Genomic DNA, 13,906 nt, shown 5'->3' on the forward strand with positions numbered 1-13,906 from the left:
ATTCTGCTCCCCGAGGGTTTAACTCATCCGGGTAACGTGGTGCGGCGTCGACCAGACGGCACATGACCCGCGGCGTCGACCAGACGGCACATGACCGTGGGCATTGATGGGCCCGACATCGCTCGGTGTGGCACAGTTGGAGCATGAGTGCGCCGTTCCCAAACCCGTCGTCCCGAAACTCGTCGTCCCCAAACCCGTCGTCTCCAGCTACGACGCACAGCAGGCCCTTCTTCCACGCTGCGCTGCGGCTGGGAAGCGCCTTTTACCGGCTGCGGGTCCGACAGGCCAAGCGCTGGAATTTTGTTGAGCAGATGGTGGCATATTCCGGATACGGGACCCCGACCCGGGTTCGGGTGCTCGGACGGGTCCTGCTGGCAAGTAATCACGGCGCCGGGGGCCTGACGGACCGTGCTGCCAAGACCGTTGTCGGAAACGTCCGCGGGTGGCGCGCTTTCACGAGCGTCCCCGTGCAGAACCGGGAAGTCGAGATTGAACTCGGCGGGGAATTGCACCGCGTGCGCGCTGATCGCGGCGGATTGATAGACACCTACGTTCAGGTCCGCTTAGACCCTGGCTGGCATACCGCGGTGTTCCGGGCGGCAGGGACGGGCCCCGTGGAAGCGCCGATCTTCGTCATTGCCCCGGACACACGGTTTGGAATCGTGTCGGACATAGATGACACCGTTATGGTCACGGCGTTGCCGCGGCCCTTCCTCGCCCTGTGGAACACCTTCGTCGTCAGCGAACACGCACGCACTCCGACACCGGGGATGGCGGTCTTAATGGACAGGCTCGCCGTAGAGTATCCGGATGCGCCGGTCATCTATCTCTCCACCGGTCCGTGGAATGCTGCCCCTACCCTGGCCCGTTTCCTGGCCCGGAATATGTATCCCGCAGGGGCGCTGCTGTTGACCGACTGGGGTCTGACCCAAGACCGGTGGTTCCGCAGCGGGCGCGAACACAAAAGAAGAAATCTCGAACTCCTTGCCAAGGAATTCCCGGGGATCCGCTGGTTACTCATCGGCGACAACGGTCAGCATGATGAGGAAATCTACGCAGAGTTTTCCCGGCGGCACCCTGATCTCACGGCTGCCGTAGCAATCCGGCAGCTCTCGGTGGGTGAGTCAGTTCTCTCCGGCGGACGGTCCGCGGACGGTTACCAGACCCAGCCCGCACCGTCCACGGACTGGGTCTATGCCCCGGACGGAGCCTCAATGGCGAAACAACTCCGCGAACTCCGCATCTTCTGACTGCGTCCCCGTAAGAGATCCGACGCTGACAGGATCCGGGGTTGCCCCCCACGCCGGTGGGATTGCGCCGCATCGCTTTCGCGATGTCCATTGGACGCCCGGGCATCCGAACCTATAGTCGGAGAGTGACGACGTTTAACGGCGCGATTGTCCGCCTCCGACCAGCGGCTCCGGCTGACATCCCCGCCCTTGTTGCGATCCGCCGGACCCCGGAGGTCTACGCTCGCTGGCGAGGCGGCGAAGATATGACCGCCGCCGTGGAACAGGACTTTGCGGAGCCGGACTCGACGCCGTACGTCATCGAGGTGGAGGACCATCTCATCGGTTGGATCCAATGGTAGTCCGAAGAGGAGCCCGACTACCGGCACGCGTCCATCGACATTTATCTTGACCCCGCGTTCCACGGTCGGGGGCTGGGCACGGACGCGGTGCGGACGATGGCCCGGCACCTCGTCGTCGATCTGCGGCATCACCGCCTCGAAATAGATCCGGCCGCCGACAATGAGCGCGCTATTCGTTGCTACCAGAAGGTGGGCTTCCGGCCAGTCGGCATTCGCCGCCGGAGCGAGCGCGGGGCCGACGGCGGCTGGCACGACAGCCTCCTCATGGACATGCTCGCCGAGGAACTCACCGACTGACGCGAACAAAGAAAGAAAAACGGCCGCCGTACGAACGATTAATTCGTCAAACGGTTTCCGTACGCCTCCATTCGTGGTAGACCGAATTCCGGGATGGGTGTTCACCGGTCGAAATATTATCGGGGCCCCTCGCCTTTAACCTGGCACATTCACAGCGTTGTGAGCCTACCCTCTCCGGCAACGCCTTTTGCGAAGGAAATGTACGATGAGCGCAACGACGGAAGCAGGGCGCGGTCGGGGCCTGGAAGTGCGGTCCATCGACTACGTCCCTTTGAACGAGCGGCACGGCAAAGTCTCCCACATCGGTCCGTTGTGGTTTATGAGCAACGCCCAGATCGCCACGCTGGCGGTAGGTTTGATCAGCATCACCACGGGCGGGAACCTGATCTGGTCTTTGATCGCGATCGCTATCGGAATTCTCATCGGCACACTCTTCATGGCCGCGCACTCCTCGCAGGGCCCCCAACTCGGGCTACCGCAGATGATTCAATCCCGTCCGCAATTCGGCTATATCGGCGCGCTGCTTGTGTGGTTCTTCGCGTTTCTGCAATACGCGGGCTTCAACATCTTTAATACCATTCTGGCTGGCCAGGCCTTCGCAGGATCATTGTCGATCGGCTCGCCCAATCTCTGGTTCTGGGTCGTAACGATTGTCGCCGTCGTCGTCGCGTTGTTCGGTTATGACCTCATCCACGCGTTCGAGCGTTACCTCACATACCTCACGATAGCGATGCTGGCACTGCTCTCGGTGGCCGCGTTGAGCAAGCTTTCCGTGCCGGCCGGGGCATACGACCTGGCCGGCTTTCATTTGGTGCCGTTCCTGGGACAGCTGGGGGTTGCCGCGGGGTACCAGATTTCCTGGGCCATCTACGTCTCTGACTACTCCCGTTACCTGCCGCCGGGCAAGGGCCGGGGCACGTTCCGGTGGACGTTCTGGGGCAGCGCACTGGGTGGTATCTGGGTGATGTTCCTCGGTGCCTACATTGCCGCCGCAGCCGGTGAAGGCTTCGAAACCATCAACTCGATCAAATCCACCGCGGATGCGCTCTTCGGCGGGTTCGGCGCCATCGCCTTATTCATCGCGGCCCTGGGGCTGGTGTCGGTGACTGCGCTGAACATGTATGGCGGCTCACTGACCCTGATCTCCTCCATCGATAGCCTCCGGCGCATCCGGCCCACCCTGACGCTGCGGGTTATCACCATCTCGATCACGGCAGTCATCTCGCTGGTGTTGGCCAACCTCGCGTCGGCGGATTTCCTGGTCAACTTCAACGACTTCCTGCTGTTGGTACTGTACTTCTTCATCCCGTGGACGGCCGTCAACCTCACCGACTACTTCGTCGTGCGTAAGGGCCACTACGCGATCGCGGAAATCTTTAAGCCCGACGGCATCTATGGCCGGTGGGGCTGGCCCGGCATCGTGGCGTACCTGGTCGGATTCGTGCTGATGGTTCCCTTCTTCTCCGCGGGGAAGCTCTTCGTCGGATTCGCGGCCCGGGCCATGGATGGGGCGGACATATCCCTGTTCATCGGCTTGCCGGTCGCCGCAGTGCTCTATTGGCTGCTGACCCGCCACATCGATGTTGCTGCCGAAACCAGACTCGCTCAAGCGCAGGCTGCCGAGCTGGAATCGGCAGCCCGGGACCATGTCCTGCCCTAGTCCTGCTCGGCAGCCTTCCGGTACCGCCGCCGGAGGGCCCGCGAGCCAGCTCACCGGCTCAGAGACCGCAACACCGCCGCGAACCGGCAACACCGCCCGATTTTGAGCCAAAAAGGAGCCTCTAACCGGCGTTTCCGCAGGTCAGAGGCTCCTTTTCTGGTGCACCCCTCGGGACTTGAACCCGAAACCCATTGATTAAGAGTCAATTGCTCTGCCAATTGAGCTAGAGGTGCCTTAGGCAAATTGCGCGTACCGGCAAGGAAATTCTTCCATTTCAGCACCCCGCAACGACATGTAACTCTACATGGTTTTCTCGCCGGTGCGAAATCGACGCGGCGACCGCGTGCCACCGCATACTTTCCTGCCCCGCCCGGGGTAACTGCCGGTGCGGTCAGGCGGGTCGGTGGGAATAAGTACAGGACGACGACGGCGCTCCCGCACAGGCGGTCTCGGAACCGCTGCACTGGCCGCCTTGCCTGACAATGCGTGAAGATCGCCGCGCAGACAGGCCCGACTCGGGGATTGGTGGATGCCGGACCGCTACGCTGCACCCAAAGGGAAGAGGGCGATGAGCGGAATTGATGATCTGATGGGGCAATCCAATGCCCGATGGGCCAGCGCCACAAGGAAAGCGCAGGGCATAGCCGACAACGGCATGGGCGAAGCCCTGAAAACGTACTTCGTGCTCTACTTTCCCGCTGGCGTCGTGATCCTGATCGCTGTCGGGACGTTGGGTGGGATACTGGCCTTCGGAAGCGGCCTGGACCAGTGGCTGTCCAATGTGGGGTTTGGTTGTTCCCTTGCCGCGCTGGGTGTCCTGGTTGGCGGGCTGGTCTATAACGCGAAGAAAATCGCTCCGGCCGCTGAGCTGGGGAGAATTGACCTGCTGATTTCGCTCGAGAACCAGGAGCGAAAGCGGATCCGCCGTCAAATCCGTGGCAGGGCCTCCCTGGAGTCCGAACACCTTGCCGTCACTCGGGGCGCCGCGGTGCAGATGCGAAAGGGGCTTGCGACGCAGCTCGTCGTTGCCCCGTTTTATCCACTCGCCTTCATACCCCAGGCCGTGCCCGGTCACAGTCCCCTCTGGTGGTTAATGGCAATTGCCGTAGCTGCCCAGGCGGGGGCGGGCGTATTTTTGGTGCGCGACTTCCGGCAGGCCGGGCGGTTCCTGGCACGCACGGCCGGGCCCACGGTGCGGACGCACAGCAGCGACGGGCAAGCGGGGACTGGGCCGCCTGATTGACGCAACAATCCGACGGAAACGGTCCGGCTGGTGGGCCTGGTTCGCGCGCTGTCGGACGGCAGTCATAGACTCAGCGTATGAGCGTGGAAACTAATTCAGCCCCCCGCCCGGCCGAGCAGTCGGACGGGAAACCAGACATCAAACCCCGCAGCCGGGTAGTGACCGATGGCATTGCCGCCGCGCCGTCCCGCGGCATGCTGCGTGCCGTCGGCATGGGCGACGACGATTTTGCCAAGCCGCAGATCGGCGTCGCGAGCTCGTGGAACGAAATCACCCCCTGCAACCTGTCGCTGAACCGGTTGGCGCAGGGCGCCAAGGAAGGCGTTTTTGCCGGCGGCGGTTTCCCGATGCAATTCGGTACCATCTCCGTCTCCGACGGCATCTCCATGGGCCACGAGGGGATGCACTTCTCGCTCGTCTCCCGCGAGGTCATCGCGGACTCGGTGGAAACCGTCATGATGGCCGAGCGCATTGACGGCTCCGTGCTGCTGGCCGGCTGCGACAAATCCCTGCCGGGCATGCTGATGGCCGCGGCACGGCTGGATCTTGCCGCCGTCTTTCTTTACGCAGGGTCCATCATGCCCGGGTTCGTGAAGCTGGAGGACGGCCAGGAAAAGGAAGTCACCCTGATCGACGCCTTCGAAGCCGTCGGCGCGTGCGCGGCCGGCAAGATGTCCGAAGAGGACCTGGGCCGGATCGAACGCGCCATCTGTCCCGGCGAAGGTGCGTGCGGTGGCATGTATACCGCCAATACGATGGCCTGCATTGGTGAGGCGCTGGGCATGTCCCTGCCGGGCTCGGCAGCCCCGCCCTCGGCGGACCGCCGTCGTGACGTCTTTGCGCACAAGTCCGGTGAAGCGGTGGTCAACCTGCTCCGTTTGGGTATCACCGCCCGGGACATCATGACCAAGAAGGCCTTCGAGAACGCTATCGCAGTCACCATGGCGTTTGGCGGCTCCACCAACGCGGTGCTGCACCTGCTGGCCATTGCCCGCGAGGCAGAGGTGGACCTGACCCTGGATGACTTCAACCGGATCGGGGACAAAATCCCGCATTTGGGGGACCTGAAGCCGTTCGGCCGGTACGTCATGTTCGACGTGGACAAGATCGGCGGCGTGCCGGTGATCATGAAGGCCCTGCTCGACGCCGGCCTGCTGCACGGCGACTGCCTCACGGTCACGGGCAAGACCCTCGCGGAGAACCTCGCGGAGATCAACCCGCCGGACGTGGACGGCAAGATCCTGCGCGCGCTGGACAACCCTATCCACAAGACCGGCGGCATCACCATCCTGCACGGTTCGATGGCTCCGCAGGGCGCCGTCGTCAAGAGCGCCGGCTTCGACGCCGACGTCTTTGAAGGACCGGCTCGCGTGTTCGAGCGTGAGCAGGGCGCCCTGGAGGCGCTCAAGTCCGGGTCGATCAAGGCCGGGGACGTCGTCGTCATCCGTTATGAAGGACCTAAGGGTGGGCCCGGCATGCGCGAAATGCTGGCCATCACCGGGGCCATTAAAGGTGCCGGGTTAGGCAAGGATGTTCTGCTGCTCACCGACGGGCGCTTCTCCGGCGGCACCACCGGCCTGTGTATTGGGCACGTCGCGCCGGAAGCGGTCGACGGCGGTCCGATCGCCTTTGTGCAGGACGGTGACACCATCCGCGTGGATATTGCCGGCCGCAGCTTCGATCTTCTGGTTGACGCGGCGGAGTTGGAGTCCCGCAAGGTTGGGTGGGAGCCGATTCCGGGGAAATTCACCAAGGGTGTGCTCGCCAAGTACGCCAAGCTGGTTCACTCGGCGAGCACCGGCGCCTACTGCGGGTAGTTCCCCGGGGAGTTCCACCCGGCGTAGCCTGCACGGAAGGCTGCGCCGGCTGGGCCGGTGAGTGGACGCTCCGTCCGCATGATGAGACGGGTTATGCTTGGTTTGACACTTTGCAGCGGTAAACGGAAAACTACTTATATGCAGTTCATATCCGTAGTCGTCCTTATTTAGCGCGTGACTGGTTAGCTTTACAAAAGCTACAGTCCGACTGGATACAGTTCGGATAATCACCATGCGCCAACCCCTCGCAGAGCCTTACCGGCTGAGGGGTTTTTTTGTTTCCACCACCAGCGGCGACTCATACCGACGTGAACCTACCCGAGACCCAAGCAGTCAGAAGCCACCGAAGACTGTGAAACATGTGTTCCACTAAGGAAGAATCCGATGAGTAAAGGATCGCCCGTCAGCCCGTCGCTGATGGCCACCAAGCCGCACGGTCACGCTCCTGCGGCGGCCTCAAATGCCGCATCCTCCGCAGTCCAGGGGACCAATAACATTGTTGGACCCAATAACATTGTCGGACCCACGCAGATGACCGGTTCTCAGGCCATTGTCCGCTCGCTCGAAGAGCTGGGCGTCAAGGACATTTTCGGTCTTCCCGGCGGCGCAATTCTGCCCACCTATGATCCGCTGATGGCCTCAACCATGAACCACGTTCTGGTCCGGCACGAGCAGGGCGCCGGCCACGCCGCGCAGGGTTACGCCATGGTCACCGGCCAGGTCGGGGCGTGCATCGCCACCTCGGGTCCGGGTGCCACCAACCTCGTCACCGCCATCATGGATGCCCACATGGACTCCGTCCCGATCGTGGCGATCACCGGCCAGGTGTCCAGCGGCGTGATCGGCACGGACGCGTTTCAGGAGGCGGACATCGTAGGCATCACGATGCCGATCACCAAGCACTCCTACCTGGTCACCGATGCCCAGGACATACCGCGCGTGCTGGCCGAGGCATTCTATCTCGCCTCGACAGGCCGGCCGGGCCCGGTCCTGGTGGACGTCGCCAAGGACGCACAGCAGGCGAAGATGACCTTCTCCTGGCCTCCGGTGATCGACCTGCCCGGCTACCGTCCGGTGTTCCGCGGCCATGCCAAGCAGTTGCGGGAGGCCGCGCGCCTGATCGCCGCAGCCAAAAAGCCGGTGCTGTACGTCGGCGGCGGGGTCATCAAAGGCCATGCTTCCGCGGAACTGCTCGAACTCGCGGAGCTGACCGGGATTCCCGTGGTCACCACGTTGATGGCCCGGGGTGCCTTCCCGGACTCGCACCCCCAGCACGTGGGCATGCCAGGGATGCACGGCGCGGTTTCCGCCGTCACCGCCTTGCAGCAGTCCGATCTGCTGATCACCCTAGGCGCCCGCTTTGACGACCGCGTCACAGGCATACTGAACACCTTCGCCCCACTGGCCAAGGTCATCCATGCGGATGTGGACCCGGCGGAGATTTCCAAGAACCGGGTGGCGGACGTGCCCATTGTGGGCTCCGTGAAGGAGATCATTCCCGACCTCAGCGCGGCGGTGAAGGCCGAATTCGAACAGAACGGCACCCCGGATCTGGCCGACTGGTGGACGTTCCTGAACAACCTGCGCGAGACGTATCCGCTGGGCTGGACGGAACCCGAGGACGGGTTGACGTCTCCGCAGCGGGTGATCCAGCGGATCGGGGAGCTGACCGGTCCGGAAGGCGTTTACGTCGCCGGTGTCGGACAGCACCAGATGTGGGCCTCGCAGTTCGTGAAGTACGAGCGCCCGCATTCCTGGCTGAACTCGGGCGGCGCCGGCACCATGGGGTACGCGGTTCCCGCGGCCATGGGCGCCAAGGTGGGCAACCCGGACCGTGTGGTCTGGGCGATCGACGGCGACGGCTGTTTCCAGATGACGAACCAGGAACTGGCCACCTGCGCGATCAATAAGATCCCGATCAAGGTAGCCGTCATCAACAATTCGTCCCTTGGCATGGTCCGGCAGTGGCAGACGCTTTTCTACGAGGGCCGGTATTCCCATACGGACCTGAACACCGGACATGACACGGTGCGGATCCCGGACTTCGTCAAGCTCGCCGATGCCTACGGCTGCGTCGGCCTGCGCTGCGAACGGGCCGAGGACATCGATGCCACCATCGAAGCTGCGCTGGCCATCAACGACCGGCCCGTCGTCATCGACTTCGTTGTCAGCCCCAATTCCATGGTCTGGCCCATGGTTCCTTCGGGCGTCAGCAACAGCCAGATCCAGGTTGCCCGAAACCTGACTCCGGTGTGGGAAGAAGAGGACTAAAAATGACGACGCGACATACACTTTCCGTTCTGGTGGAAGACAAACCCGGCGTGCTGACCCGAGTGGCGAGCCTCTTCGCCCGGCGGGCCTTCAACATCAATTCTTTGGCCGTCGGGCCCACCGAGGTGCCCGGGATGTCCCGGATGACCGTAGTGGTCGACGCCGAAGGTGACCTCATCGAACAGGTCACCAAACAGCTGAACAAGTTGATCAATGTGATCAAGATTGTTGAGCTGCTGCCGGATAATTCCGTGCAGCGGGACCACATTCTGGTCAAGGTGCGCGCGGACGCCGCCACGAGGCTGCAGGTCACCCAGGCTGCAGATCTCTTCCGGGCCTCAGTTGTCGACGTTTCCACCGATTCGTTGACCATCGAGGCCACCGGCACGGCCGGCAAGCTTGCGGCGCTGCTCAACGTGCTGGAGCCTTTCGGCGTCCGTGAAATTGTGCAGTCGGGCACGCTGGCCATCGGACGGGGATCCCGTTCCATGAGTGACCGGGCGCTCCGGACCGCGTAGTGCATTTTTGAGCTTCTGGATTTTTTGGATATTTGCAGTACATAAACTATGAGGAGTAACAAGTGACCGAGATGTTTTACGACGACGACGCCGATCTGTCCATCATCCAGGGCCGCACCGTCGCCGTCATCGGCTATGGCAGCCAGGGCCACGCGCACGCGTTGAGCCTGCGGGATTCCGGCGTGGACGTCCGCATCGGTCTCAAGGACGGTTCCAAGTCCCGTGCCAAGGCGGAGGCTGAGGGCCTGCGCGTCCTCAGCGTCGCCGATGCCGCCGCCGAGGCTGATCTGATCATGATCCTTACTCCGGACCAGGTCCAGCGCAGCGTGTACGCGGAGGACATCGCCCCGAACCTGCAGGCCGGCGACGCGTTGTTCTTCGCCCACGGCTTCAACATCCGCTACGGCTACATCAAGCCCCCGGCCGACGTTGACGTTGCCCTGGTCGCGCCCAAAGGCCCGGGACACGTGGTCCGCCGTGAATTCGAGGCCGGCCGCGGCGTTCCTGACCTGATCGCCGTCGAGCAGAACGCTTCCGGCAAGGCCAAGGAACTGGCCCTGTCCTACGCGAAGGCGATCGGTGGAACCCGCGCCGGCGTCATCGAAACCACGTTCACCGAGGAAACCGAAACGGACCTCTTCGGCGAGCAGGCCGTGCTGTGCGGCGGTGCCTCACAGCTGATCCAGTACGGTTTCGAGACCCTGACCGAGGCCGGCTACCAGCCGCAGATTGCCTACTTCGAGGTGCTGCACGAGCTCAAGCTGATTGTTGACCTGATGGTTGAGGGCGGCATTGCCAAGCAGCGCTGGAGCGTTTCCGACACGGCCGAATACGGCGATTACGTCTCCGGCCCGCGCGTCATTGACGAGCGTGTGAAGGAGAACATGAAGGCCGTGCTGAAGGACATCCAGGACGGCACCTTCGCCAAGCGCTTCATCGACGACCAGGATGCTGGCGCCCCGGAGTTCAAGGCGCTGCGCAAGAGGGGCGAAGATCACCCGATCGAGTCCACGGGCCGCGAACTGCGCAAGCTGTTCTCCTGGATCAAGAACGACGACGACTACACCGAAGGCTCCGTCGCCCGCTAGTCCCCACTCCCTACGGCGGGCCGACGACGACGGCCCTCTCGGGCAGCACGTCGGCGCCCGCTCATTACGGGTCGCCGTCGTCGGTCTCTTATATCGGCAAGGAAGCCGGGCTCCTTTAACTGTGGGAGTCCGGTTTCCGTGTGAGCAGCACCGTTTCACCGCCAATTGCATCTGAACGTCCGCCTGAATATCCAGCCAAGCTAAAGAGGTCACCGGTGACAGCCACCAAGCCAGTCGTACTCCTTGCAGAGGAACTTTCGCCCGCTACGATCGACGCCTTGGGGCCCGATTTCGAAATCCGCCACTGCGACGGGGCGGATCGGTCCCAGCTGCTCGCCGCCATCGCCGACGTGGACGCCATCCTGGTCCGCTCCGCCACGCAGGTGGATGCCGAGGCGATCGCCGCGGCCCGCAGCCTGAAGGTCATCGCCCGCGCGGGCGTCGGCCTGGACAACGTGGACATCAAGGCCGCGACGCAGGCCGGCGTCATGGTAGTCAACGCGCCGACGTCGAACATTGTCTCCGCCGCAGAGCTGACTGTCGGGCACATCCTGAGCCTGGCCCGGCACATACCCGCCGCCAGCGTGGCGCTGAAGAACGGCGAATGGAAGCGCTCCAAGTACACCGGAACCGAGCTCTACGAGAAGAAGCTTGGCATCATCGGGCTGGGCCGGATCGGTGCCCTCATCACGGCCCGCGCGCAGGGCTTCGACATGGAGGTCCTGGCCTACGATCCCTACGTCACCTCCGCCCGCGCCGCACAGCTGGGGGTGCAGCTGGTCAGCCTCGATGAGCTGCTCGCGCAGAGCGACTTCATCACCATCCACATGCCCAAAACGCCGGAGACCGTGGGCATGATCGGGGCGGATGCGTTTGCCAAGATGAAGAAAACCGCTTACATCATCAATGTGGCACGTGGCGGGCTGGTCGACGAGAGCGCGCTCTACACCGCGCTGACCGACGGCGAGATTGCCGGCGCCGGCATCGACGTGTTCGTCAAGGAGCCGGCGACGGACCTGCCGTTCCTGTCCCTGGACAACGTGGTGGTGACCCCGCACCTGGGGGCCTCGACGGATGAGGCGCAGGAAAAGGCCGGTGTATCCGTGGCGAAGTCGGTGCGCCTGGCTTTGGCCGGTGAACTGGTGCCGGATGCGGTGAACGTTGCCGGCGGAGTCATTGCTCCGGACGTGCGCCCCGGTATTCCGCTGATGGAAAAGCTGGGCCGGATCTTCACCGCGCTTACGCATGATTCCGTGACGCAGATCGACATCGAGGTGGCCGGGGAGATTGCCGTCCACGACGTGAAGGCGCTGGAACTGGCCGCGTTGAAGGGCGTCTTCAAGGATGTCGTTTCCGAGCAGGTTTCCTACGTCAATGCCCCCGTTCTGGCCGAACAGCGCGGCATCAATACCCGACTGATCAAGACCACGGAATCCCGCGACTACCGCAACGTGCTGACGATCCGCGGCGCACTGTCCGACGGCTCGCAGGTATCTGTTTCTGGGACACTGACCGGGCCGAAGCAGGTCGAAAAGCTGGTGGGCGTCAATGGCTATGACATCGAGATCCCGGTCAGCGACCACCTCGTTGTCATTTCCTACGCGGACCGTCCCGGCGTGATCGGCACACTGGGCCGCCTGCTGGGCGATGGCGGCATTAACATTGCCGGCATGCAGGTTGCCCGGAACACGGAGGGTGGCCAGGCGTTGTCGCTGCTGACGGTGGACAGCTCCGTTCCGCAGGATGTGTTGGACGCTATTAAGTCCGAGATCGGGGCCACCATGGCCCGCGAGGTGGACCTGGAGGACTGACCTAGCTGAATTGCCTTTGAGCTGGACGGATGCCGGTGAAATTTCCCTGGCATCCGTCCAGCTCATCCTCCACGGCAGACGGAATCGGCATCCGAGCTGGGGGCGGGGATGGACCTGCGCCGCCGCCGTGGCGCCTGAACGGCTATCCTTAGCACCCCTGACAACCTTCGCCGACGCCGGGTTGACGGAAGAAATCCCTCAACGGGTGGAAAAAGCTTAGGGACCGTTCAATCCACCACAAGGATTTCGTCGTCCGTTCCCTGGTTGGTCAGCACCCACAGCTTTTGTTGGGAACCTGTTTCGTTTTGGTCGGCCGGCGCGGCGACGACGTCCCGGAGCCGGCCGTATTCGCCGCGGAAAAACTCCTGCGGCTGGGCCGGATCCGTCCCGTGCAGCACCACCTGCCACAGCCGTTCGCCGCGCAGGGCACTCAGGTAAGCAACGTCGTCGACAATTGCCAGACCGCTGGGGGAGGCGTCCGCCGTCGAAGGCCACACCACTTTCGCGTCGATCAGCCCGGCCCGCCCGGGCGCGCCGGTGACCAGCGGCCACCCGTAATTGCCGCCGGGCTGGATCAGGTTCAGCTCGTCATTGATGTCGGGGCCGAACTCGCTGATCCAGAGCCGGCCAGCGGAATCCCACGCGATGCCCTGGACGTTTCGGTGCCCATAGCTGTAGACCGGGCTGTTACCAAACGGATTTCCCGGCGCCGGCTTCCCGTCCGCAGTGATCCTCAGCACCTTGCCGTTGAGCGAATTCCTGTCCTGCGCGCTGTCCTGCTGCAAGGCGTCGCCGGTTCCCACGTAAAGGAAACCATCCGGCCCGAACTTGATCCGGCCGCCGTCGTGGTTGTTCGCCTTGGCAATGCCGGTCAGCAGCACCTGCTGCAGACCCAGTCGGCCGTCCTCATACGTCATCCGGACCACCCGGTTGTCCGTCGCCGAGGTGTAGTAGGCATACACATAATGGTCGCTGTTGAATGTGTCGGCCACGGCGAGCCCCAGCAGACCGCCCTCGCCGCCGGGGACCACATTCGCGACTTTTCCCACTTCCGCTTTTCCCGCGGCTGCTTTTCCCACTTCCGCTTTTCCCGCGGCTGGAGCGCTGCCGTCGTGGACCAGCTGAATTATGGCCGTGTCCCGCTCGGACACCAGCGCGGTTCCATCCGGCAGAAACGCGATGGACCAGGGGAGATTCAGACCGGTGGCAAGTACGGCGCTCACCGTCGGCGGCGCCGGCGTCGTACCTTGCCCGGCACTGTTTTGCGGCGCGCTGCCCGAAACACCGCCTTGCGCCGCGCTGCCCGAAACGGGGGACGACGACGGCGCACCCGGGGTGCCCGCGCCCGGAACCTGTGGAGGGGCAGACGGCGTGCAGCCGGACGTCAACGCGACGCAGACGGTGAGCACGCACGCGGCAAGCCGCGCGCGAATCCTTCTGCCGTTCCGCTGAGATCCCATGGCCGTGCTGCCCTTCCACGCTGCCTGCCGGGTGTAACTGCTACCGTCTCATACCGCGGCGGGCGGAGCCAGAGCCGACCGCCCGCGCGCTGCCCGGTAGCATCCGCGCGGCCCGGCACTCGAGCCTTGCACACGATGTGCTGACCGTGA

General features: G+C 63.6%; 9 protein-coding genes, 1 tRNA gene and 1 pseudogene. 9 read left to right on the top strand and 2 right to left on the bottom strand.

The genetic code is table 11. From position 1 onward, the window contains the following. Nucleotides 1-143: 143 nt before the first annotated feature. From QMG52_RS10585 to QMG52_RS10600, 3 genes and pseudogenes are all read left to right on the top strand, one after another. On the top strand, nucleotides 144-1,250 hold the full coding sequence (locus QMG52_RS10585; RefSeq protein ID WP_283560375.1) for an App1 family protein phosphatidate phosphatase: 1,107 nt from the start codon (nucleotides 144-146) through the stop codon (nucleotides 1,248-1,250). 83 nt (nucleotides 1,251-1,333) lie between these two features. After that, nucleotides 1,334-1,888: pseudogene (locus QMG52_RS22240) on the top strand (GNAT family N-acetyltransferase). 205 nt (nucleotides 1,889-2,093) lie between these two features. Further along, complete coding sequence (locus QMG52_RS10600; RefSeq protein ID WP_283560377.1) at nucleotides 2,094-3,548, top strand: purine-cytosine permease family protein; 1,455 nt, start codon at nucleotides 2,094-2,096, stop codon at nucleotides 3,546-3,548. A 157-nt stretch (nucleotides 3,549-3,705) separates the two neighbouring features. On the opposite strand, the gene QMG52_RS10605 is transcribed toward QMG52_RS10600, so the two are convergent. Then, nucleotides 3,706-3,781, bottom strand: a tRNA-Lys gene (locus QMG52_RS10605). A 335-nt stretch (nucleotides 3,782-4,116) separates the two neighbouring features. Here QMG52_RS10605 and QMG52_RS10610 point away from each other — a divergent pair. The 6 genes from QMG52_RS10610 (at nucleotide 4,117) to serA (ending at nucleotide 12,296) form a co-directional block, all read left to right on the top strand. Next, nucleotides 4,117-4,791 carry a hypothetical protein gene (locus QMG52_RS10610; protein ID WP_283560378.1) on the top strand — a complete coding sequence of 225 codons (675 nt, stop codon included), beginning with the start codon at nucleotides 4,117-4,119 and terminating at the stop codon, nucleotides 4,789-4,791. Between the two features lie 77 nt (nucleotides 4,792-4,868). After that, complete coding sequence (gene ilvD / locus QMG52_RS10615; protein WP_283560379.1) at nucleotides 4,869-6,608, top strand: dihydroxy-acid dehydratase; 1,740 nt, start codon at nucleotides 4,869-4,871, stop codon at nucleotides 6,606-6,608. 384 nt (nucleotides 6,609-6,992) lie between these two features. After that, on the top strand, nucleotides 6,993-8,879 hold the full coding sequence (locus QMG52_RS10620) for an acetolactate synthase large subunit (RefSeq protein WP_283560380.1): 1,887 nt from the start codon (nucleotides 6,993-6,995) through the stop codon (nucleotides 8,877-8,879). Nucleotides 8,880-8,881: 2 nt separating this feature from the next. Further along, a complete protein-coding gene (ilvN, locus tag QMG52_RS10625) occupies nucleotides 8,882-9,397 on the top strand; it encodes an acetolactate synthase small subunit (protein WP_283560381.1) in 516 nt (171 codons plus the stop codon). A gap of 62 nt (nucleotides 9,398-9,459) precedes the next feature. Continuing rightward, nucleotides 9,460-10,485, top strand: a complete 1,026-nt coding sequence (gene ilvC, locus QMG52_RS10630; RefSeq protein WP_283560382.1) for a ketol-acid reductoisomerase — start codon at nucleotides 9,460-9,462, stop codon at nucleotides 10,483-10,485. 215 nt (nucleotides 10,486-10,700) lie between these two features. Continuing rightward, on the top strand, nucleotides 10,701-12,296 hold the full coding sequence (gene serA / locus QMG52_RS10635; RefSeq protein WP_283560383.1) for a phosphoglycerate dehydrogenase: 1,596 nt from the start codon (nucleotides 10,701-10,703) through the stop codon (nucleotides 12,294-12,296). A 227-nt stretch (nucleotides 12,297-12,523) separates the two neighbouring features. Here serA and QMG52_RS10640 read toward each other — a convergent pair whose 3' ends face one another. After that, complete coding sequence (locus QMG52_RS10640) at nucleotides 12,524-13,756, bottom strand: PQQ-dependent sugar dehydrogenase (RefSeq protein ID WP_283560384.1); 1,233 nt, start codon at nucleotides 13,754-13,756, stop codon at nucleotides 12,524-12,526. Nucleotides 13,757-13,906 lie beyond the last annotated feature (150 nt).

Source organism: Paenarthrobacter sp. PH39-S1, from assembly GCF_030063245.1.
Classification (GTDB): Bacteria; Actinomycetota; Actinomycetes; order Actinomycetales; family Micrococcaceae; genus Arthrobacter_M.